Raw genomic sequence first — 23067 nt, forward strand, 5'->3', positions numbered from 1 at the left:
GCCTTCTTCACCCCGCCGGGCACCGAGCTGCGCGGCTATTTCGGCTCGGCCGCCGCCGGCCTCAAGGGATCGGCCAACTATTCCGGCATCCATGACCCGGTGGCCGACGCGCTGATCGAAAAGGCGCTGGGGGCCAAGGATCTCGAACTCGGTGCAGGCCGCCACCCGCGCGCTCGACCGCGTGTTGCTGTGGGGGTTCTACATGGTGCCGCAATGGCACAACCCGGAAAGCTGGATCGCCCACAAGGCGTGGCTGGCCCATCCCGCGGTCTGGCCGAAATACGACCAGGACTATCGCAGCACCAATTTCCCGGCGACCTGGTGGGTCGATCCGGCCGGCAAGGCGGCGCAGCCTTGATGACGCCCCATTGCGGGGCTAACTCCATAAGTCTGAACGCTTTTCGAGAAAACAAGCGAAGGAGGGGATCGGGCATGACGGGTCGGATGCGGTGGCTGGGCACCGGTATGGCGGCGGCAGCGGTGATGATGGCGGCAGCGCTTCTGCCGGCATCCCCGGCCGCGGCTCAGGACCAGGGCAAGACCGGGGGCAGCCACGCCCTGGCCCTGCACGGCACGCCGAAATACGGGCCGGACTTCCAGCATCTCGACTATGCCAATCCCGACGCCCCGAAGGGCGGCGAGGTCAAGCTGATGGCCTTCGGCGGCTTCGACAATCTGAACCCCTTCATCCTGCGCGGACAGGCCGCCGCCGGGGCCGGGCTGGTGTTCCAGACCCTGACCACCAGCAACGGCGACGAGGCGATCACCGAATACGGCCTGCTGGCCGAAAGCATCGAGGTCGCTCCGGACCGCACCTGGGTCGCCTTCACCCTGCGGCCGGAGGCCCGCTTCCACGACGGCCAGCCGGTCACGGCGGATGACGTGATCTGGAGCTTCGACACGCTCAAGGAAAAGGGCCACCCGCTCTACCGCACCTATTACGCTGACGTAACGAAGGCGGAGAAGACCGGCGAGCGCACGGTCAAATTCTCGTTCCGGGATGGCAACAATCCCGAGCTTCCAGTCATCATGGGCCAGTTGCCTGTGCTGCCCAAGCATGCCTTCGCCAACCGCGATTTCGCCACCACGACGCTGGAGCCGCTGATCGGCAGCGGTCCCTACAAGGCGGTGGACGTGCAGCCCGGCCGCGCCATCACCTATGAGCGGGTCAAGGACTGGTGGGCGAAGGATCTGCCGATCAACCGCGGCCGCTACAATTTCGACCGCATCCGCTACGACTATTACCGCGACCTCGACGTCGCCTTCGAGGCGTTCAAGGCCGGCGCCTTCGATTTCCGGCTGGAGAACTCGTCGAAGAACTGGACCACCGGCTACAACGTCCCGGCGGTGCAGAACGGCCAGATCATCAAGGAGGAGATCAAGCACGAGGACCCGCAGGGCATGCAGGCCTTCGTTTTCAACATCCGCCGCCCGGTCTTCCAGGACCGCCGTGTGCGCGAGGCGCTGAATTACCTGTTCGACTATGAATGGACGCGGGCCAACCTGTCCTACGGCCTGTACCAGCGCACCAAGAGCTATTTCGCCAACACCGAACTGGCCTCCACCGGCCTGCCCTCGCCCGAGGAGCTGAAGCTGCTGGAGCCGTTCCGCGGCCAGATCCCGGACGAGGTGTTCACCAAGCCCTACGAGCCGCCGAAGACCGACGCCAGCGGCAACATCCGCGGCAACCTGCGCACCGCGCTGGGCCTGCTGAAGGACGCCGGGTGGGAACTGAAGAACGGCAAGCTGGTGAATGCGCAGGGCCAGCCCTTCCGCTTCGAGTTCCTGCTGGTCCAGGCCGACATGGAACGCATCGTCCAGCCCTTCGTCCGCAATCTGGAGCGCGCCGGCATCGAGGCGCAGATCCGCGTGGTCGACAGCGCGCAGTACCAGAACCGCACCGATAATTTCGATTACGATATGATCATCGAGCGCTTCCCGCAGTCGTTGTCGCCCGGCAACGAACAGCGCGACTACTGGGAATCCTCGCGTGCCGACCAGCCCGGCAGCCGCAACTCGATCGGCATCAAGAACCCGGCCATCGACAAGCTGGTGGAGACGCTGATCGCCGCCCCCGACCGCCCGTCGCTGATCGCCGCCACTCGGGCGCTCGACCGTGTGCTGCTGTGGAACTGGTACGTCATCCCGCATTGGCACGACACGGTGTACCGCGTGGCCTATTGGAACCGTTTCTCCCATCCCACGGTTGCCCCAAAGTACGGCCTGGGCTTCCCGGACAGCTGGTGGATCGACGCGGACAAGAACGCGAAGCTCGCCAACAGCGCACGCCGCACGGGACCGTGAACCACGCTCTGGTCTAAGCTGTCGTTTCCTTGAGGATTGGGGAGGGTCGGGACACCCGCGATGCTGGCCTACATCATCCGCCGCCTGTTGCTGATCATCCCCACCCTGTTCGGGATCATGGTGATCAATTTCCTGATCGTGCAGATCGCCCCCGGCGGCCCGATCGAGCAGATGATCGCCCGCGTCCAGGGCACCGCGGTGGAGGCGACCTCGCGCATCGGCGGCAGCGCCGGCGGCGACGCCAACGCCGCCCAGCGCCAGAACCAGACCGGCGGCGACAGCGGCGGCAAGTATCGCGGCGCCCAGGGGCTGGATCCCGCCTTCATCAAGCAGCTGGAGAAGGAGTTCGGCTTCGACAAGCCGCTGCACGAACGCTTCATCCACATGATGTCGAACTACATCGTGTTCGATTTCGGAACCAGCTACTTCCGCGACCGCCGCGTCGTCGATCTGGTGCTGGAAAAGATGCCGGTGTCGATCTCGCTCGGCATCTGGACGACGCTGATCGTTTATCTGGTGTCCATCCCGCTCGGCATCGCCAAGGCGGTGCGCGACGGCCAGCCCTTCGACGTCTGGACGTCCGGCGTGGTGATCGTCGGCTACGCCATCCCCAGCTTCCTGTTCGCGGTGCTGCTGATCGTGGTGTTCGCCGGCGGGCGCTATCTCGACTGGTTTCCCTTGCGCGGTCTGGTCTCGGACAATTGGGGCAGCCTGCCCTGGTACCGCCAAGTGCTCGATTACTTCTGGCACATGGCGCTGCCGGTGTTCTCCATGGTGATCGGCGGTTTCGCCGGCCTGACCATGCTGACCAAGAACTCCTTCATGGAGGAGATCGGCAAGCAGTATGTGATCACCGCCAGGGCCAAGGGCCTGACCGAGAACCGCGTGCTGTACGGCCATGTCTTCCGCAACGCCATGCTGATCGTCATCGCCGGCTTCCCCGGCGCCTTCATCGGCATCCTGTTCACCGGCGCCATGCTGATCGAGGTGATCTTCTCGCTCGACGGGCTGGGGCTGCTCGGATTCGAGGCGGCGATCAACCGCGACTATCCGGTGATGTTCGGAACGCTCTATTTCTTCACGCTGCTGGGGCTGATCATGAATCTGGTCGGCGACATCACCTATGTGATGGTCGATCCCCGCATCGACTTCGACTCGCGGAGGGTGTGATGACTCCGCTGACCCCGGCGCCGGCTGGCCAATTTCAAGGCGAACCGCCGCGGCTTCTGGTCCTTCTGGATCTTCCTGGTGCTGTTCACCGTCTCGCTGGGGGCGGAGTTCATCGCCAACGACAAGCCGCTGCTGATCGAATACGAGAACCACTATTACTGGCCGGTTTTCCACACCTACCCGGAGACCACCTTCGGCGGCGAGTTCGAGACCGAAACCGACTACCGCGATCCCTATGTCCGCGACCTGATCGCCGCCAAGGGCTGGATGGTCTGGCCGCCGATCCCCTACAGCTACCGCACCATCAACTACAACCTGCCGGTCCCCGCACCCGCCCCGCCGTCCGCCGACAACTGGCTCGGCACCGACGACCAGGGGCGCGACGTGGTGGCGCGGCTGATCTACGGCTTCCGCATCTCGGTGCTGTTCGGGCTGGTGCTGACCGTCTTCTCCTCGGTCATCGGTGTCGCGGCCGGCGCGGTCCAAGGCTATTTCGGCGGGCTGACCGACCTGTTGTTCCAGCGCTTCATCGAGATCTGGCAGGGGCTTCCCACCCTGTTCCTGCTGATCATCCTGGCCAGCGTGGTGACGCCGACCTTCTGGTGGCTCCTGGGGCTGCTGCTGCTGTTCTCCTGGACCGCGCTGGTCCATGTGGTGCGGGCGGAGTTCCTGCGGGCGCGCAACCTCGACTATGTGCGCGCCGCCAAGGCGCTGGGGGCCGGCGACGTCACCATCATGGTGCGCCATGTGCTGCCCAACGCCATGGTGGCGACGCTGACCTTCATGCCCTTCATCCTCAACGGCTCCATCACCACCCTGACCGCGCTGGATTTCCTCGGTTTCGGCCTGCCGCCGGGATCGCCGTCGCTGGGCGAGCTGCTGGCCCAGGGCAAGGCCAATCTCCAGGCGCCCTGGCTCGGCCTGACCGCCTTCTTTGTGCTGGCGATCATGCTGAGCCTGCTGATCTTCATCGGCGAGGCGGTGCGCGACGCCTTCGACCCGCGCAAGACCATTGCCCAGATGTCCACCGCGCTGCCCGGCGAGGCCGCCGCGGCCACCGCGGCGCGCAAGGAAGCGGCGGAATGACGATGACGACCGTGAAGAGCCCGACATGAGCCTGATGCCCCCCAACCCCGACCTGCTGTCCGTGCGGGGTCTGCGCGTCGATTTCCGCTCGGGCGCCGGTGCCACGCAGGCCGTCAAGGGCGTGTCCTTCGACATCCAGAAGGGCGAGACGCTGGCGCTGGTCGGCGAATCGGGCTCCGGCAAGTCGGTGACGGCGCTGTCGATCCTGCAGCTGCTGCCCTATCCGATGGCGCACCACCCCGCCGGCTCGATCCGCTTCCGCGACACCGAGCTGCTGGGTGCCGAGGAGAAGACCCTGCGGCAGGTGCGCGGCAACCGCATCGCCATGATCTTCCAGGAGCCGATGACCTCGCTGAACCCGCTGCACAGCATCGAGCGGCAGATCAACGAGACCCTGTTCCTGCACAAGCGCCTGTCGACCGCCGCCGCCCGCGCCCGCACGCTGGAGCTGCTGCGCCTCGTCGGGCTGCCCGACCCGGAAAAGCGGCTGACCGCCTACCCGCACGAGCTGTCGGGCGGCCAGCGCCAGCGCGTGATGATCGCGATGGCGCTCGCCAACGAGCCCGACCTGCTGATCGCCGACGAGCCGACGACCGCGCTCGATGTCACTATCCAGGCGCAGATCCTGGCGCTGCTGAAGGATCTGCAAAGCCGCTTCGGCATGGCGCTGCTGCTGATCACCCACGATCTGGGGGTGGTGCGCAAGATGGCGGACCGCGTCTGCGTGATGAACCAGGGCGAGATCGTCGAGCAGGCCAAGGTCGACGACCTGTTCATCCGCCCGCGCCACGCCTACACGAAGAAGCTGCTGTCGGCCGAGCCGCGCGGCAACCCGCTGTCGCCGCCCGAGGATGCGGCGGAGGTGATGGCCGCCGATAGGCTGAAGGTGCATTTCCCGATCAAGAAGGGCCTGCTGCGCCGCACCGTCGGCCACATCAAGGCAGTGGACGGCGTCGATGTCGCGGTCCGCCGCGGCCACACCGTCGGCGTCGTCGGCGAATCGGGGTCGGGCAAGACGACGCTGGGCCTCGCGCTGCTGCGCCTGCACGCCAGCCAGGGCGCCATCCGCTTCGACGGCACCGACATCCAGGGCTGGCAGCCGAAGCGCCTGCGGGGCCTGCGCCGCGAGATGCAGATCGTCTTCCAGGACCCCTACGGCAGCCTGTCGCCCCGCCTGTCGGTCGGCCAGATCATCGGCGAAGGGCTGGGCATCCACGGCATCGGCGACGCCAAGGAACGCGAGACGATGGTCGCCCGCGCGCTGGAGGAGGTCGGCTTGCCGCCCGAGGCGCGCAACCGCTACCCGCACGAATTCTCCGGCGGCCAGCGCCAGCGCATCGCCATCGCCCGCGCCCTGGTGCTGAAGCCGAAATTCGTCGTGCTGGACGAGCCGACCTCGGCGCTCGACATGTCGGTGCAGGCGCAGATCGTCGACCTGCTGCGCGACATCCAGGCCCGCCACAACCTCGCCTATCTGTTCATCAGCCACGATCTGCGGGTGGTGCGGGCGCTGTCCAGCCACGTCATGGTGATGAAGGACGGCAAGGTGGTCGAACAGGGGCCGACCCAGCGCATCTTCGAGGAGCCGCGCGAGGAGTACACCCGCGCCCTGCTCGCCGCCGCGCTGAACCTGGAGGCGGTGGAGTCGCCGGCGGTGCGGACGTAGGGCGGGCGTGATCCCCAGGGCGCGGGAGTTGTCGACAAGATCTCCACGGATTTCACGGATTGGGACACGGATTTCACGGATGTCGCGGCCCAAGGCCGCACCCCTTCGTGAAGGGCCGAAGCGCCGCCAAGTTCAAAAAAATCCGTGAAATCCGTGTCTAAATCCGTGAAATCCGTGGAAGGCCCGCCCACCGAAACCACAGCGTCCGGGACGACCTGCCACCACGCCAAGGGCTTTATCCCGAACCGCTCCCTCGGGTAGGGTACCGCTCCCTTCGCACAGACCGACGCCGCCGCCATGACCGACACCGCCCTGCAAGACGCCGCCCGCCTCGCCGAAGCTGTCCGCTCTGGCGACCGCCGCGCACTGGCGCGGGCGATCACGCTGATCGAATCGACGCGTGCCGACCATCGCGCCACCGCCGAAGCGCTGCTGGAGGCGCTGCTGCCCTATACCGGCAACTCGGTGCGACTCGGCATCTCCGGCGTGCCGGGGGTGGGGAAATCGACCTTCATCGAAGCGTTCGGGCTGCATGTCATCGGGCTGGGGCACAAGGTCGCGGTGCTGGCGGTCGATCCGTCGTCGCAGCGCACCGGCGGCTCGATTTTGGGCGACAAGACCCGGATGGTCGACCTGTCGCGCGATCCCGCCGCCTTCATCCGCCCCTCCCCCGCCGGTGCGACGCTGGGCGGCGTGGCGCGCCGCACGCGCGAGGCGATGCTGGTCTGCGAAGCCGCCGGCTTCGACGTGATCGTGGTGGAGACGGTCGGCGTCGGCCAGTCGGAGACCGCGGTCGCCGACATGGTCGACCTGTTCATGCTGCTGCTGCTGCCGGCCGGCGGCGACGAGCTGCAGGGCATCAAGAAGGGCATCGTCGAGCTGGCCGACCTCGTCGTCGTCAACAAGGCCGACGGCGACCTCGCCGCCACCGCCCGCCACACCGTCGCCGACTACCGCCACGCGCTGACCCTGCTGCGCCACGGCGACTGGCGGGTGCCGGTTCTCAGCTGCTCCGCTTTCAAGAAGATCGGCATCGACACGATCTGGGACACCATCGGCGAGCACAAGGCGCTGACCGAGGCCAATGGCGCCCGCGCCACCCGCCGGGCGGAGCAGGCCCGCGCCTGGTTGTGGAGCGAGATCCGCGAGACGCTGATCGACCGGTTCCGCGCCCACCCGGCGGTGCGGGCCGATCTGGCGCGACTCGAGGCGGAGGTGACCGCCGGAACCACCATCCCCGCGGCGGCGGCCCACACCCTTCTTGGGCGCTTCCTCGACCGGACGGAAACCACCTGATCCAACGGGGCATAAACCGTTCAGCTTATGTTGCACCGCAACAAATCCGTTGCACCGCACCAACCGTAGGGCTATTCTGCACCGGGCGGGAAAGGGGCGACGTGCGCCGATTCGACTTTGTCGATCAGCCTCCGTTGCTTGGGCCGGGGTGCCCGCGGTCTCCTGGGGTTACGCCGGAGCGGCCTTTCCGTTTCCGCCAATATGCCTTGCTCTACGGGAGACAACGCCATGACCGCTCAGCCGACCCCCGCCAACGTCCTGAACCTGTTCAAGACCAACGCCCAGACCACTGCCGCCACCGCCGCCGCCAAGTCCGCCCGCGTCGCCACGCTGGTGCAGGACGGCTACCGCCGCTGGTTCGACGGCGTCACCGCCTCGGTCAACGACGCCAGCCGCCTGGCCGCCGGGCTGGGCAAGGCCCGCAACGCCGCCGATCTGGCCGCTCTTCAGCGCGACTGGCTGTCCACCACCCAGGCCCGCGTGACCGAGAGCGTGCAGGGCTTCCTGGACGTCTCCAGCAAGATCGCCGCCGAGATCACCACCCTGCCGGCTCCGGCCGCGGAGGCTGCCCCCACCGCGGCCCCCGTCGCTGCCCCGGCCCCGAAGGCCGAGGCTCCGAAGGCGGCGCCGGCGGCAGCCCTGGTGATTGCCCCGGCGCCGGAGGTCGAGGCCCCGAAGGTCGAGGCCGCTGCCCCGGTTCCGGCCGTGGCTGCCGAGACCGCCCCGGTTGCCGCTCCGGCCGCCGACCCGGTCGAGGTTCCGGTGAAGGAACTGGTCGAGACGGTGAAGGCCGAGACGGCCGCCCCCGCCGCGGCAATCGCCGCCGAGGCGAAGGCGGTGGCCAAGCCGGCGCAGCGCCGCCCCGCCAAGCCGCTGGCCGCCAAGCCGGCGTCGAAGACCTCCCCGACCGTGAACTGACACCGGTCGGCGCAAGACTGGCGCGGCGCGTCTCTTCGTCGGATCGAAGAGGCCGCCGCGCTTCGACTCTCCACAATCCCGCGACGACTCGGGCTTTAACGGTTTCATCGCGGTTCCCGGCTTGACGACAGGCTTGACGACGGCGCTTTTGTTCGACTATATAGCGGCCTCCTTCGGGCGGCAGGCCGTCCGTTACCGGGTTTCATTTGCTAAAATAAAGGAACAGTCCGATGGCACGTCGGTGCTCCGTGACCGGCAAGGGCACGCAGTTTGGCAACAACGTCAGCCACGCCAACAACAAGAATCGTCGCCGCTTCCAGCCGAACCTCCAGGAAACGTCGCTGCTCAGCGACAGCCTGGGTCAGCTGGTGCGTCTGCGCCTCTCGGTGAACGCGATCCGCTCGATCGAGCACAAGGGCGGCCTCGACGCCTTCCTGCTCGATGCGAAGGACGCGGTGCTGAGCCTGGATGCCCGTCGCATCAAGCGCCGGATCTCCAAGGCGCAGGAGAAGCAGCAGGCCGCGGCCTGATCGCTTCCCCGATTCTGGGGCGCGTTTGGTGTGCTGACGTGGGGCGCTTGCCGCTCCGCTGAAGAAGTTTAGGACGCGTACAGGACGATTCCGACTCCCGGTAAGAGAGCGGCGCGCGACATCCGAAAGGGTGCCGCGCGTTTCGTCGTTTCAGGGCCTGCTGTTTCCGGGCCTCTCATTTCTTGCGATGTGAACCATGGAACATCTCCCGAAAGATGTTCCACGCCGTTCCATCGTCAATGCTCCATCGGCCGCCGCCCTACTCCTCCAGCAGCCCGTCCGGATCCTCGGCATCCACCACCCGCCGGGCGATCTCATAGCCGAAGCCGGCGCGGCCCAGCGCCGCCATGTCCTTCTCCCGCTGCGACTCGCGCTGCTCCGGCCGCCGGTAGGGGCCCAGCCGCCGCCGCTTCGCCAGCGCCAGTGCCGCCGTCAGGTCCAAGTCCGGCCCGACATCCTCGCGCAGGCTGTCCAGCGCCTTGTCGGCCTCGTCGCGGCCGATGCCCTTGCCGGCCAGCTTCTGGGCGATCAGCCGGGTGGAGGCGCCACGGCGGTGCAGGCTTTCGGTGCGCATCCGGGCATAGGTCTCGTCGTTCAGCAGGCCGCTGCGGACATAGCGCGCCAGCAGCTCGTCGATCCAGCGGGCCCCCTCCTCGCGGTCGGTGCCGTGGGCCTTGGCCGACAGGTCGACCTTGCGCATCAGCACCCGGCGCAGGTTGGATGTCGAACTGGCGAAGCGCTCCAGATAATGCAGCGCCGCGTTCTCCAGATATTGCGGCGTGACCCGCTTCGGCGGCTTCCTCGCCGGCGAGCGGGCGGGGGGAACGGAACGCTTGTCGTCGGTGTTCATGGCAGTCCCTTCGGCGGCGGCGGTTGCCGGACGGGCAGGCCGCACGTACAGTCCGTGGCCTTACTGGCGGTCCGTGACCCACCCGGCGCCCTTTCCTGGCGAAACAGTTCCGGCCCTCACTCGGCTCCCCCCAAGGGCGCCGAAACCACAGGTGCCGGTTCCCAAAAGGCAGATCGTGACGCGATGACCCTTCCCCTTCCTCCCATGCCGCGCAATGTCGGTTCCGTCAACTGGATCGGCCTGTGGACGCTCTATGCACGCGAGGTGCGGCGCTTCATCAAGGTGCACCAGCAGACCGTCTGGGCGCCGGTGGTGACGACGCTGCTCTATTACGCGGTGTTCGCCCTGTCGCTGGGGTCGGCGGTGCGGATGGTCGGCGCAACACCTTACCTGGAGTTCCTGGCTCCCGGCCTGATCATGATGGCGATGGTGCAGAACGCCTTCGCCAACACCTCCTCCTCCGTGGTGATCGCCAAGGTCCAGGGCAACATCGTCGACATCCTGATGCCGCCCTTGTCGCCGATGGAGCTGGTCAGCGGCTTCGTGCTGGGCGGCGTCACCCGCGGCATCGTGGTCGGTCTGGTGACGGGCCTCGCCATCTGGGCGGTGATCCCGATGCACATGCCGCATCCGGGCTTCGTCCTGTTCCATGCGGTGATGGCGTCGATGCTGCTGTCGCTGCTGGGTCTGGTCGGCGGCGTCTGGTCGGAGAAGTTCGACAACATCGCCGCGGTGACCAACTTCGTGGTGACGCCGCTGTCCTTCCTGTCCGGCACCTTCTATTCGGTCGATACCCTGCCGCCGGTCTTCTGGTGGGTCGCGCATTTCGACCCGTTCTTCTACATGATCGACGGCTTCCGCTACGGCTTCATCGGGGTGTCCGACGGGGCGCGCTGGCTGGGCGTGGCGGTGATGCTGGGCGTGAATGCCGGCCTGTGGTGGCTCGCCTGGCGCATGTTCAAGACCGGCTACAAGCTTAAGGCGTGAAGACGCTGCGAAAACAGCGCTTTTTCACCCCTGTCCGTTGACAGAACCCATCAATCTCCGGATATTTGCCGTTCCCGGCGGTCAGGCATTGGCCGCCGGATTTTCCTTTTTTGGGAGACCAAGGCCGTGATCCCCGTCGTTATGCCCACATACGCCCGCGCCGATGTCGTTTTCGAGCGCGGTGAAGGTCCGTATCTCTACGCGACCGACGGGCGACGATTCCTCGACTTCGCCGCCGGCGTCGCGGTGAACGCCCTGGGTCACGCGCATCCCTATCTGGTCGAGAAGCTGACCGAGCAGGCGCAGAAGCTGTGGCACACCTCCAACCTGTTCCGGGTCGCCGGGCAGGAGAGCCTGGGCAAGCGCCTGACCGAGGTGACCTTCGCCGACACGGTGTTCTTCACGAACTCCGGTGCGGAAGCCTGGGAATGCGGCGCCAAGGCCGTCCGCAAGTACCATTACGACAGCGGCAACCCGCAGAAGAACCGTATCATCACCTTCGAGCAGGCCTTCCACGGCCGCACGCTGGGCGCCATCTCGGCCGCCAAGCAGGAGAAGCTGGTGCATGGCTTCGACCCGCTGCTGGACGGCTTCGACCAAGTGCCGTTCGGCGACCTCGACGCCGTGCGCGCCGCGATCACGCCCCAGACCGGCGGCATCTGCGTCGAGCCGATCCAGGGCGAGGGCGGCATCCGCGCCGGCTCGGTGGAGTTCCTGCGCGGGCTGCGCGCGCTGTGCGACGAGCATGGCCTGCTGCTGTTCCTCGACGAGATCCAGTGCGGCATGGGCCGCACCGGCAAGCTGTTCGCCCATGAATGGGCCGGCATCACGCCGGACGTCATGTGCGTCGCCAAGGGCATCGGCGGCGGCTTCCCGCTCGGCGCCTGCCTTGCGACCGAGCGTGCGGCGTCCGGCATGACCGCCGGCACCCACGGCTCGACCTATGGCGGCAACCCGCTGGCGACCGCCGTCGGCAACGCCGTGCTGGACGTCATGCTGGCGCCGGGCTTCCTGGACGAGGTGCAGAAGACGTCGATCCTGCTGCGCGGCCGCCTGGAGGAGCTGATCGCCAAGCATCCGTCGATGTTCCTGGAACTGCGCGGCCAGGGCCTGATGCTGGGCCTCAAGCTGGGCCAGCCGGTCGGCGAGGTGGTGGCGAAGCTGCGCGCCAACGGCCTGCTGTCGGTTCCGGCCGGCGAGAATGTGGTGCGGCTGCTGCCGCCCCTGACCATCGGCGAAGCCGAAGTGAACGAAGCCGTCGGGATTCTCGACCGGACGGCGCAGGAGTGCGTGGGATGAGCGGCGACAACAAGACAGTCCGGCATTTTCTCGACATCGACCGGATGGACGGCGCCACCCTGCGCCGCCTGCTCGACCATGCCGTGCGCATCAAGGCCGACCTGAAGACGGACCGGCTGGCCCACTCCACCCTGCTGGCCGGCCGCTCGCTGGCCCTGATCTTCGAGAAACCCTCGACCCGCACCCGCGTGTCGTTCGAGGTCGGCATGCAGCAGTTCGGCGGCAACGTCGTGGTGCTGAAGCCCGACGACATGCAGCTGGGCCGCGGCGAGACCATCGGCGACACCGCCCGCGTGCTGTCGCGCTTCGTCGATGCGGTGATGGTCCGCACCACCGGCGAGGAGCGGGTGCATGAGCTGGCGGCCCATGCCAGCATTCCGATCATCAACGGCCTGACCGACCAGACCCACCCCTGCCAGATCATGGCCGACCTGATGACCTTCGAGGAGCATCGCGGTCCGATCACCGGCCGGACCGTCGCCTGGATCGGCGACTGCAACAACGTCGCGGTCAGCTGGGCGCATGCCGCCGTGCGCTTCGGCTTCGAGCTGCGTCTGGCCTGCCCGACCGTCTACGGCCCGTCGCCGGAGCTGCTGGCCTGGGCCGAGCGCGAGGGCAACGGCCGCCTGGTCGTCACCGACAGCCCGGAAGAGGCGGTGCGTGGGGCCGAATGCGTCATCACCGACGCCTGGGCCTCGATGCACAACACCGATGTGGACGAGCGCGCGGCGATCCTCGCCCCCTATCAGGTGAACGAGGCGCTGATGGCGCACGCGCACCCCGAGGCGCTGTTCATGCACTGCCTGCCGGCCCACCGGAACGAGGAAGTGACCGACGGCGTGATCGACGGCCGCCATTCGGTGGTCTGGGACGAGGCGGAAAACCGCCTGCACGCCCAGAAGGCCATCCTCGGCTGGTGCATGGGCGTGCTGGACTGACCCTCCGCGCCCGATCCCTGCATTCAACGCTTCGATTGGCCCTCTTCCCACCCCGGGAGAGGGCCAAATTCGCATGGGTGCCCTACCGGCCTTGATTCGGCCCCTACGCACCCCGATCTTCGGCCCTACGCCTGCATAACCGGTCTCTGTACTTAAGGAATCTGCCCTATGGACGATCCGTCCGTCCGCCCGCTCACCGATGATTTCGTCCTGCCGTTCCAGATCGAGGCGTCGCGCCTGCGTGGCCGCATCATCAAGCTGGGACCGGCGATCGACGAGATCCTGACCCGCCACGACTATCCGCCCACCGTCGCCCGCTTCCTGGCGGAGACGGCGACGCTCGCCGTGCTGCTCGCCAGCATGCTGAAGTACGAGGGCATCTTCACGCTCCAGACCAAGGGCGATGGCCCGATCCGCCTGATGGTGGCCGATGTCACCTCGGTCGGTGACGTGCGCGCCTATGCCCAGTTCGATCCGGAAGCGCTGGCCAAGGCGGAGCGGGACGTCGATATCGCCCCGGCCGCCGCCCTGCTGGGCAAGGGCTACATCGCCTTTACGGTGGACCAGGGCCCCGACACCGACCGCTACCAGGGCATCGTCGAGCTGTACGGCAAGACGCTGACCGACTGCGTCCAGCATTACTTCCGCCAGTCGGAGCAGATCGACACCGGCCTGACCGTCTCGGTCGACCGCGCGGCGCTGCCGGACGGCTCCTTCGGCCCCTGGCGGACCGGCGGCATCATGGTCCAGCGCCTGCCGCAGGAGCAGGGGCTGACCGCGTCGGACAACGAGGACGATTGGCGCCGCGCCATGGCGCTGATGGCCAGCGTGTCCGGCGACGAGCTGCTGTCGACCGACCTGCCGGCCGCCGACCTGCTCTACCGCCTGTTCCACGAGGACGGCGTGCGGGTCTATGAGGGCAACGCCCTGCGCTTCGGCTGCCGCTGCTCGCGCGAGCGGGTGGAGACCATGCTGCGCGGTCTGCCCCGCGACGAGGTGCAGGAGCTGAAGATCGACGACGGCCGGGTCGAGGTGACCTGCCAGTTCTGCTCGACCGACTACCACTTCACCGACGCGGATCTCGACCGCGTGTATGGCCCTGCCTCCTAACGGGGAATAGGGTCCGACACGAACGCGTTCATGGGGGCGCGGCGTCCGCGCCGCGCCCCTTTTCTTTCCCAGCAACCCAGGTTGCCGAAAGCAGCCCAAGAACCGGAGCCCCCATGCTGTCGCGCCGCTTCACCCTCGCCGCCGGAATGGCCACCCTCCTGCTTGCCGCCTGCCAGAGCGCGCCGCCGCGGCCGGCGCCCCGTCCGGTCGACTTTTCCAATTTCGGGCCGATCGTTCTGAATGCCGGCACCGTCGACGTGGTCGACGCCTACCGTCCGGTCGGGGCCAAGCATGTGGAGGGCCGCTCCGCGGTTCCGCCGGCCGAGGCGGTGCGGCGCTGGGCGGCGGAGCGGTTGCAGGCGGCCGGCGGGACGGGCCGCGTGCGCGTCACCATCCGCGACGCCAGCATCGTCGAGGTGGCGCTGCCCACCAAGAAGGGCATCACCGGCTATTTCACCAACGACCAGGCCCAGCGCTATGACGGCCGGATCGAGGTCGAGATCGCTGGCGAGGTGCCGGACACCGGCAATGGCGGCTTCCGCGGCGTGACCCGCTCCACCGTCACCCATTCCACCACCGTGGCGGAGAACATCTCGCTGGCCGACCGCGAGGCGACCTTCCTGGAGATGACCCGCCGGATGATGGACGATCTGAACGCCCGCCTGGATGCCGGCATCCGCAAGGATCTGGCGCCGATGGTCCGGCGCTGACTTTTTTTGCAGGAGTTGGCCGGGCGCAAGAGTTGGCCCGGCCTTTGCGGTGAGGCACCCGACGTTTCGTCAGAACGGAGGGTGCCCATGCCGAAATTCGACCTCTATGTCGTCCGGCCGCCGGAGGGATCGGCCACGATCACAGCCATCCCCGAAGAAAAACAGCAGTCGTCCCAGGCGGCGCTCCGCAACCTCAGCCGCTCCGGCTGCATGGTGAAGTCCTTGGGCGACATAGACCTGTCCTTCGTCAAGAAGTCGGAGGCGCAGATCAAGCTGGAACTGGCGGTGCGGCAGATGTTCGCCGCCTCCGCCTACAAACCGCCGGTGTCCATTGTCTGGTAGTGGCTGTCCGGTGTTGACCGTCCGCTAACGGCATGAGGCGAGTGGCCTTCTGGCGGGGGCGGCAGAAACTGCCCCCGCCCGCCGCCCTCATCGGCACGTTCGGCCGGTAAATTCGGCGGTCAAGACCCTGTCCGGCAAAGCCTGCCCTAGATTTCCAGCTGCATGCCCAGCTCGACCACCCGGTTGGGCGGGATGCAGAAATACTCCGACGCGCTGGACGACAGCTTCGACAGGAAGATGAACAGCGGTTCCTGCCAGCGCGGCAGGCCGGACTTGCCATGGCTGCGGATCAGCGTCTCGCGGCTGACGAAATAGGTCGTCTCCATCGGCTCGAACGGCAATCCCGGGATGCGCTTGCTTTCCAGCGCCACCGGGATGTCCGGTTCGTCCTTGAAGCCGAAATGGACGATCAGCCGGAAGAAGCCGGCCGACAGCGCCTTCAACTCGAAGCGCTGCTCGTCCGGCACATGCGGCACGTCCTCGATGTCGACGGTCAGCAGCACGACGCGCTGATGCAGCACCTTGTAGTGCTTCATGCTGTGCAGCAGCCCCGGCGGCAGGCCGCGCGGGTTGCCGGTCAGGAACACCGCGGTGCCCGGCACCCGCTGCACCGACCCGCTCTTCAGCCGCTCCAGCAGCATGTCGAAGGGCAGCGCATCCTCGGCCAGCCGCTTGCGCACCACCTCGCGCCCGCGCCGCCACGTCGCCATCAGCAGGAAGACAGCCGCACCCACCACCAGAGGGAACCAGCCACCCTCCTCCACCTTCACCAGATTGGCGAGGAACAGCGCCATGTCGACGGTCAGGAACACCGCCAGCGCCAGCACCGCCTGCCACAGCTTCCAGCGGCCGAGCGAGCGCGCCACCTTGTAGGCCAGCAGCGTGGTCGCCACCATCGTGCCGGTCACCGCAATGCCGTAGGCGGCGGCGAGATTGCTGGAGGTCTGGAAGGTCAGCACCAGCAGGATGACGCCGGCCAGCAGCAGCCAGGTCAGCTGCGGCATGTACGATCTGGCCCTTCTCATGCTCCGACGTGTGCATCACCTCCATCCGCGGCAGATAGCGCAGATGCATGGCCTGCAAGGTCACCGAATAGGCACCGGAGATCACCGCCTGCCCGGCGATGATGGTTGCGGCGGTGGCCAGCAGCAGCAGCGGCACCTGCGCCCAGTCCGGCGCCAGATGGAAGAAGGGGTTCTCGATGGCTTCCGGCTCGTGCAGCAGCAGGGCGCCCTGGCCGAAATAGCACAGCAGCAGCGACGGCAGCACGATGGTGTACCAGGCGCCACGAATCGGCTTGCGGCCGAAATGCCCCATGTCGGCATAAAGCGCCTCCGCCCCGGTCACCGCCAGCACCACCGCACCCAGCAGCAGGAAGCCGTGCCAGCCATGGTTGAACAGCATCTCCACCGCATGGCCGGGCCACACCGCGCCCAGCACGCCGGGATAGCGGATGATCTGCCCCAGACCCAGCACTGCCAGCGTCAGGAACCAGACCATCATCACCGGTCCGAACAGCTTGCCGACCTTCTCGGTGCCGAATCGCTGCAGCACGAACAGTCCGACCAGGATGGTCAGCGTGATCGGGATGACATAGCTGTCCAGGGCGGGGGCGACGACATGCAGGCCCTCCACCGCGCTCAGCACCGAGATGGCGGGGGTGATCAGGCTGTCGCCGTAGAACAGCGAGGCGCCCATCACGCCGATGGCCATGACGACCCCGGTCCGCCGGTGCCCCGGGCGCATGCCGCGCAACGCCAGCGCGGTCAGCGCCAGGATGCCGCCTTCGCCCTGGTTGTCGGCGCGCATGATGAAGATGACGTATTTCACCGTCACCGTGATGATCAGCGCCCAGAAGATCAGCGACAGCACCCCCAGGATGACTTCGGGCGTCAGCGGGAAGCCGCCGCCCTCGGTCAGGCATTCGCGCAGCGTGTAGAGCGGGCTGGTGCCGATGTCGCCATAGACGACACCCAGCGCCCCCAGCGCGAGCGCGCGCAGCTTGGCCGCATGCTCCCGCCCATCCATGCTTGCTTCCATACCCGGTCCGCTCCGATCGTTTCCATGCACAGCCATGCCTAAGGTGGCTTGGCGTGACCGTGCAAGCACCGAATGGCGAAACGCGCCACCGGCACGACCGATCCCCGGTGATTTTCATCCCGACGGGTTCGGGACACCATAGCGCCGGCGCGGCACTCGGCACCGTTGCATCGGGGCCGGGGCCGTGCTTCCATTCCTGCGTGCACCGTGGGCAGTTCCGAGCCGGCAGCCATGTCCAACGATTTCCTGTTCGCCTCGGACAAGTCTCCCCCCGCAGGATCTTCCGGCGGGGCCGGCGGGACCGGCGACAGCGACCCTGCCGCTCCGCCCTGGCTGGTTCTGGTCGCCGACGACGAGCCGGAGGTGCATGCCGTCACCCGGCTGGCGCTCGCCCGGCTGCGCTTCCGCGGCCGCCCCGTCCGCCTGCTCGACTGCACCAGTGCGGCGGAGGCGGAACGCATCCTGCGCGACACCCCGGACATCGCCGTCATCCTGCTCGACGTGGTGATGGAGACCGAGGATGCCGGCCTGCGGCTGGCCCGCCGCATCCGCGAGGATCTGGGCAACCGCGCCATCCGCATCGTCCTGCGCACAGGCCAGCCGGCCCGCGTGCCGGAGGAGGATCTGGTCCTCGCCTATGAGATCGACGGCTACACCGCCAAGACCGAGCTGACGGCGCGCCGGCTGTTCACCAGCGTAGTGACGGCATTGCGCGCCTATGCCGATCTGGCGGCCCTGGAACGGGCGCTTGCCGAACGCGGCCGCGCGCTGGAGGAGGCGACCGTCCGCCTCAACCGCATGGCGACGCTGGACCCGCTGACCGGCGTGTGGACCCGCCGCCGCTTCCTGGAACTGGCGGCGGCGGAGCTGGCGCGGGCACGGCGCTATGGCCGGCCCCTCGGCGTCTTCCTGCTCGACCTCGACGGCTTCAAGACGGTCAACGACGCCCATGGCGATGCCGTCGGCGACGCGGTGCTGCGCGCGGTGGTGAAGCGGATCCGGGCGGCGCTCCGCATCTCCGATCACATCGCGCGGTCGGGCGGAGAGGAGTTCGTCGTGCTTCTGCCGGAAACCGACGTCGCCGGCACCGCCGTTGTGGCGGAACGGGTGCGCGCCGCCCTGGCCGACAGCCCGATCCCGGTGGAGGAGCGCGCGATCCCCGTCACCGCCAGCATCGGCGTCGCCAACTGGCTTCCCGATGAGCCCGGCGTCGAACAGACCCTGCACCGCGCCGAACACGCCTTGCAGGCCGCCAAGCAGGCCGGCCGCAACCGGGTCGAACGCGCGCCGGGGTAAAATCGTGCCGGGGTAAAATCATGCCGCCCCCGGCCTTCCGGCATGGCGACTGTGTAATATCGTTTCAGCGCCGCGATTGAACGACGACAAGCCAAGGGTTACTCCTATCGTTGGAAACATCTTGGCGTATGTCATTTCCGATCGGGGGTTCGCACATGTGGCAGGACTACACCAACGCGCTGATGACCGCCTTCGGACTGGCCGGACTGGGGTTCGGCATCGGCAAGCTCGTCATCGTGCTGGGCGAACGCGCGATCGAACGCCGCCACGGGTCGGAGGGGGTGCGCGACATCATCGCCCGCCGCGCCAAGCTGGAGACGAAACTGGAGGCCCGCCGCGGCGACCGCATCCGCGAGCTGAAGGATCTGGACGGTGCGGCCGAGGATGTGCTGCGCCGCCGCAAGGTGATGGAACGCCAGATCGAGGAGGCACGCCAGTCCGGCGAGCGGCTGGTCCGCCTGATCGGCGAGGAGGTCCAGGGCAGCCCCTGCTACGTCGCCATGCTGGTGAACAAATATGTCGGCACCAGCGCCGTCCAGCAGAGCCAGCATTCGCTGGTCGATCCCAGTTGGGCGCAGCCGCAGATGATCGAGGTGTGGGCGCGCTCGATGGCGGAGGCGCGGACGGAGATCGAACGGCGCTACCCTCCAGCCTTCGGCTATGCCGTGACGCGGATGCAGGAATTCCTGTCCGCCGACACCCCCGTCGCCAAGGCCAGCTGAGCCCCCCAATCGAAAGCCGGACCCGCCATGGACACCATGCCCTACATCTTTTCCGGTCTGGTCGGCCTCGCCTCCCTGGCGGTGTCGCTGCTGCTGGCGCTGCGCCGCCTGAAGACGTCGGAGGAGCGGATCGCCACCGCGGTTTCGCGCAAGCAGGCGCAGGTAGAGCGGATCAAGAAGATCGCCCGCGTCACGCTCCAGCAGGCCCGCGACCTGCGCGACGCCCGCCGCCGCAAGGCGATGGCCGAGCTGGGATGCGAGGATTTGGAGCAGCGCCTGAAGGCGGCCGGCGCCAATGACCGCCGCATCTATGTGCTGGACGACCGCCGCACACAGAAGGACCAGGGCTGGCTCCTGCGGGTGGTCAACATCGAATACGCCACCCGCGTCAATCCCACCCTCATCTCCACCGCGCTCGACAGCTGGAAGCGCGGCCGCCGGTTCCTCGTTTGGGCGCTCGACGAGAAGAAGGCCCGCGAAAAGGTCAACGCCCGCTTCCCGGAGAACAAGGGCTTCACCGTCATGGGCGTTGAATCCTATATCGAGTGAGAGCAGGGCAGGAAAGCCGCAACCTGCCTTAATGATGACATAAGTCCCATTTTCAGATTATCATCCCCGTGCGCACCCATGTGCCAGCGCCGGGGAGCCCTGCCATGATCCGTTATGCCGAGTTGCAGCTCGCCACCAACTTCAGCTTTCTGGAGGGGGCGTCGCACCCTGACGAGCTGGCGATGACGGCGGCGGCGCTGGGGCTGGCGGCGGTGGGGGTGACGGACCGCAATTCGCTGGCCGGCGTGGTGCAGATGCATGTGGCGGCGAAGAAGGCGGGCATCCGGCCGTTGATCGGCTGCCGGCTGGACCTGACCGACGCCGACAGCCTGCTGGCCTACCCGACCGACCGCGCCGCCTATGCGCGGCTGTCGCGGCTGCTGACGCTGGGCAAGATGCGGGCGCCGAAGGGCGAGTGCTTCATCGCCCGCACCGACGTGCTGGCCCATGCCGAGGGCATGCTGTTCCTGCTGCTCGGCCCCGACCGGCGCCCCGACCGGCGCGACGAGACGCTGCTGCGCGAGCTGCGCGCCTGGCGCGGCGGGCTGGCGCGCGGACAGCTCTATCTGGCCGCCAGCCACCGCTACCAGGGCGACGATGCCCGCCGGCTGCGCTGGCTCGCCGGACTGGCGGAGGCGGAGGGGGTGCCGCTGGTCGCCACCAACGACGTGCTCTATCACGGCGCCGGGCGGCGGGCTCTGGCCGACGTGATGACCTGCATCCGCCATCACACCACCATCGACGAGGCCGGCTGGCGGCTGTCCGCCAATGCCGAGCGGCACCTGAAACCGGCCGTCGAGATGATGCGCCTGTTCCGCGACCATCCCGACGCCGTCGCCCGGACGCTGGAGATCGCCGAGGCCTGCCGCTTCTCGCTGGAGGATCTGCGGTACGAGTATCCCGACGAGGTGGCGGAGGGCCGCGACCCGCAGGAGACCCTGGTCGCCCTGACCTGGGACGGGGCGGCCAAGCGCTATCCGTCCGACCGCTTCCCCGGCGGCATCCCCGATGCGGTGCGCCATACGGTGGAGCGCGAACTGGCCCTGATCGCCGAGCAGCGCTTTGCCCCCTATTTCCTGACCGTCCACGACATCGTCCGCTTCGCCAGGAAGAAGGACATCCTGTGCCAGGGCCGCGGCAGCGCCGCCAACTCCGCCGTCTGCTATTGCCTGGGCATCACCTCGGTCGATCCGACCGAAGTCGACCTGCTGTTCGAGCGCTTCATCTCCTCCGCCCGCGGCGAGCCGCCGGACATCGACGTCGATTTCGAACATGAACGGCGCGAGGAGGTGATCCAGTACCTCTACAGGAAATACGGCCGCGCCCGCGCCGGCCTGACCGCCACCGTCATCCGCTACCGCGCCCGCAGCGCGCTCCGCGAGGTCGGCAAGGCGATGGGGCTGTCGGCCGATCTGGTGGCGCGGCTGACCGGTTCGATCTGGGGCTGGAGCGGCCAGGGGGTGGATGAGGAGCGCGCCCGCTCGCTCGGCGTCGATCCCGACGACCCGAGGCTCAAGCGCACGCTGGAGCTTGCCCAGGAGCTGATCGGCTTCCCCCGCCACCTGTCGCAGCATGTCGGCGGCTTCGTCATCACCCGCGGCCCTTTGTCGGATCTCTGCCCGGTCGCCAACGCGGCGATGGCGGACCGCAGCACCATCGAGTGGGACAAGGACGACATCGACGCTCTCGGCATCCTGAAGGTCGACGTGCTGGCGCTGGGCATGCTGACCTGCATCCATCGCGCCTTCGACCTGATCGAACAGGTGCATGGGCAACGCTGGACGCTCGCCAGCCTGCCCCAGGACGACCCCGCGGTCTACGAGATGCTGGGGCGGGCCGACAGCCTGGGTGTCTTCCAGGTCGAAAGCCGCGCGCAGATGAGCATGCTGCCGCGGCTGCGGCCGAAGACATTCTACGATTTGGTGATCGAGGTCGCCATCGTCCGCCCCGGCCCGATCCAGGGCGGCATGGTCCATCCCTACCTACGCCGCCGCAGCGGCGCGGAGGACATCACCTACCCGATGCCGGCGCTTGAACCGGTCCTTTACCGAACGCTGGGCGTGCCGCTGTTCCAGGAACAGGCGATGAAGGTCGCCATGGTCGGCGCCGGCTTCAGCGCCGAGGAGGCCGACCAACTGCGCCGCGCCATGGCGGCCTTCCGCAAGACCGGAAAGGTCCAGCTGTTCCACGACAAGTTCATCGCAGGCATGATCGCCAACGGCTGCGACCCCGCCTTCGCCGAGCGCTGTTTCCAGCAGATCGAAGGCTTCGGCGAATACGGCTTCCCGGAAAGCCACGCCGCCAGCTTCGCCCTGCTGGTCTATGTCTCCGCCTGGATCAAGCGCCACCACCCCGCCATCTTCGCCGCCGCCCTGCTGAACAGCCAGCCGATGGGCTTCTACGCCCCCGCCCAGATCGTCCGCGACGTGCGGGAGCATGGCGTGACGGTGCTGCCGCCGGACGTGAACCTGTCGGGCTGGGATTGCGCGGTGGACGATCCGTCCTCCCTCCGCCTGGGTCTCCGCCTGATCAAGGGTTTCACCCAAGCCCACGCCGACTCGGTTGTCCTCTCCCGTGCCGGCGGCTACAGCGACCCTTACGACCTGTGGCGCCGCGCCCGCCTGCCGGTCGTGGCGCTGGAGAAGCTCGCCAAGGCCGACGCCTTCCGCTCCGTCGGGCTCGACCGCCGGGCGGCGCTGTGGGCGGTGCGGGCGCTGGGCGACCAGCCGCTGCCGCTGTTCGCCCGCCTGGACGGGCCGATGGCCGAGGAGCCGGAAGCCCCCCTGCCCGCCATGGCGCTCGGCGAGCATGTGGTGATGGATTACGGCAGCCTGTCCCTGTCGCTGAAGGCCCACCCGCTGTCGCTGCTGCGCGACGGCCTGCCCGGCATCACCCCGGCGGAGCGGCTGGCGCAGACGCGCGACGGCCGCCGCCTGACCACCGCCGGCCTCGTCCTGGTCCGCCAGCGGCCGGGCAGTGCCGAGGGCGTCGTCTTCATCACGCTGGAGGACGAAACCGGGGTCGCCAACCTCGTCGTCATGCCCGACGCCTTTGAGACCTTCCGCCGCCCGATCATGACCGCCCGGCTGATGGCCGCCACCGGCCGGGTGCAGAACCACGAGGGGGTGGTGCATCTGCGCGTGGAATCGCTGATCGACCTGTCCCACCGGCTGTCAGACCTGACCGGCGAGGATCGCCCGTCGGCAGGCCCCTTCCCCAAGGGCCGCAATTTTCATTGAGGGAGCCGATTGCTC

18 protein-coding genes and 1 pseudogene are annotated in these 23067 nt (G+C 67.8%); 17 read left to right on the forward strand and 2 right to left on the reverse strand.

The genetic code is table 11. From position 1 onward, the window contains the following. Positions 1–432: 432 nt before the first annotated feature. The 7 genes from ACWPN3_RS22110 to rpmB all read left to right on the forward strand — a co-directional run bounded on the left by ACWPN3_RS22110 (position 433) and on the right by rpmB (position 8970). Positions 433–2304 carry an extracellular solute-binding protein gene (locus ACWPN3_RS22110; RefSeq protein ID WP_492241392.1) on the forward strand — a complete coding sequence of 624 codons (1872 nt, stop codon included), beginning with the start codon at positions 433–435 and terminating at the stop codon, positions 2302–2304. Positions 2305–2364: 60 nt separating this feature from the next. Next, positions 2365–3474, forward strand: coding sequence for a microcin C ABC transporter permease YejB (locus tag ACWPN3_RS22115; protein WP_109445388.1), 1110 nt, complete (start codon positions 2365–2367; stop codon positions 3472–3474). A 78-nt stretch (positions 3475–3552) separates the two neighbouring features. Next, positions 3553–4560, forward strand: coding sequence for an ABC transporter permease (locus tag ACWPN3_RS22120; RefSeq protein WP_492261745.1), 1008 nt, complete (start codon positions 3553–3555; stop codon positions 4558–4560). 25 nt (positions 4561–4585) lie between these two features. Continuing rightward, positions 4586–6226 (forward strand): ABC transporter ATP-binding protein, encoded by a 1641-nt coding sequence (locus ACWPN3_RS22125; RefSeq protein WP_492241181.1) that lies wholly within the window; start codon positions 4586–4588, stop codon positions 6224–6226. 297 nt (positions 6227–6523) lie between these two features. Then, complete coding sequence (meaB, locus tag ACWPN3_RS22130; protein WP_492241182.1) at positions 6524–7522, forward strand: methylmalonyl Co-A mutase-associated GTPase MeaB; 999 nt, start codon at positions 6524–6526, stop codon at positions 7520–7522. A gap of 228 nt (positions 7523–7750) precedes the next feature. Continuing rightward, positions 7751–8440: a hypothetical protein gene (locus ACWPN3_RS22135; protein ID WP_492241183.1), complete on the forward strand. Its 690-nt coding sequence runs from the start codon at positions 7751–7753 to the stop codon at positions 8438–8440. Positions 8441–8670: 230 nt separating this feature from the next. Next, on the forward strand, positions 8671–8970 hold the full coding sequence (rpmB, locus tag ACWPN3_RS22140; RefSeq protein WP_012973047.1) for a 50S ribosomal protein L28: 300 nt from the start codon (positions 8671–8673) through the stop codon (positions 8968–8970). Between the two features lie 259 nt (positions 8971–9229). Here rpmB and ACWPN3_RS22145 read toward each other — a convergent pair whose 3' ends face one another. Continuing rightward, a complete protein-coding gene (locus ACWPN3_RS22145; RefSeq protein WP_109448668.1) occupies positions 9230–9820 on the reverse strand; it encodes a regulatory protein RecX in 591 nt (196 codons plus the stop codon). Between the two features lie 183 nt (positions 9821–10003). Here ACWPN3_RS22145 and ACWPN3_RS22150 point away from each other — a divergent pair, with 183 nt between their 5' ends. The 6 genes from ACWPN3_RS22150 to ACWPN3_RS22175 all read left to right on the forward strand — a co-directional run bounded on the left by ACWPN3_RS22150 (position 10004) and on the right by ACWPN3_RS22175 (position 15206). Beyond that, positions 10004–10807, forward strand: a complete 804-nt coding sequence (locus tag ACWPN3_RS22150) for an ABC transporter permease (RefSeq protein WP_109051954.1) — start codon at positions 10004–10006, stop codon at positions 10805–10807. 126 nt (positions 10808–10933) lie between these two features. Beyond that, entirely contained in the window at positions 10934–12106 is a 1173-nt protein-coding gene (locus ACWPN3_RS22155) for an aspartate aminotransferase family protein (RefSeq protein ID WP_109448666.1), read from the forward strand. Next, positions 12103–13044 (forward strand): ornithine carbamoyltransferase, encoded by a 942-nt coding sequence (argF, locus tag ACWPN3_RS22160; RefSeq protein ID WP_109448664.1) that lies wholly within the window; start codon positions 12103–12105, stop codon positions 13042–13044. The genes ACWPN3_RS22155 and argF overlap by 4 nt, the downstream gene beginning before the upstream one ends. Before the next feature lie 168 nt (positions 13045–13212). Next, positions 13213–14154 (forward strand): Hsp33 family molecular chaperone, encoded by a 942-nt coding sequence (locus tag ACWPN3_RS22165; protein ID WP_492241184.1) that lies wholly within the window; start codon positions 13213–13215, stop codon positions 14152–14154. A gap of 113 nt (positions 14155–14267) precedes the next feature. Next, positions 14268–14864 (forward strand): hypothetical protein, encoded by a 597-nt coding sequence (locus tag ACWPN3_RS22170; RefSeq protein ID WP_492241185.1) that lies wholly within the window; start codon positions 14268–14270, stop codon positions 14862–14864. Between the two features lie 87 nt (positions 14865–14951). Beyond that, the gene (locus ACWPN3_RS22175; RefSeq protein WP_109448658.1) at positions 14952–15206 is read left to right on the forward strand and encodes a hypothetical protein; all 255 of its coding nucleotides are present in this window, start codon (positions 14952–14954) and stop codon (positions 15204–15206) included. A 146-nt stretch (positions 15207–15352) separates the two neighbouring features. Here ACWPN3_RS22175 and ACWPN3_RS22180 read toward each other — a convergent pair. Further along, a pseudogene (locus tag ACWPN3_RS22180) lies at positions 15353–17246 on the reverse strand (potassium transporter Kup). Positions 17247–17477: 231 nt separating this feature from the next. Here ACWPN3_RS22180 and ACWPN3_RS22185 point away from each other — a divergent pair. The 4 genes from ACWPN3_RS22185 to ACWPN3_RS22200 all read left to right on the forward strand — a co-directional run bounded on the left by ACWPN3_RS22185 (position 17478) and on the right by ACWPN3_RS22200 (position 23052). Further along, entirely contained in the window at positions 17478–18542 is a 1065-nt protein-coding gene (locus tag ACWPN3_RS22185; RefSeq protein WP_492261746.1) for a GGDEF domain-containing response regulator, read from the forward strand. A gap of 155 nt (positions 18543–18697) precedes the next feature. Beyond that, positions 18698–19264 (forward strand): hypothetical protein, encoded by a 567-nt coding sequence (locus tag ACWPN3_RS22190; RefSeq protein ID WP_109452961.1) that lies wholly within the window; start codon positions 18698–18700, stop codon positions 19262–19264. 27 nt (positions 19265–19291) lie between these two features. Beyond that, entirely contained in the window at positions 19292–19813 is a 522-nt protein-coding gene (locus ACWPN3_RS22195; RefSeq protein ID WP_492241188.1) for a hypothetical protein, read from the forward strand. A 104-nt stretch (positions 19814–19917) separates the two neighbouring features. Further along, positions 19918–23052, forward strand: a complete 3135-nt coding sequence (locus ACWPN3_RS22200; protein ID WP_492241189.1) for an error-prone DNA polymerase — start codon at positions 19918–19920, stop codon at positions 23050–23052. The last annotated feature ends 15 nt before the right edge of the window (positions 23053–23067 follow it).

The organism is Azospirillum sp. UENF 111221, from assembly GCF_058780625.1.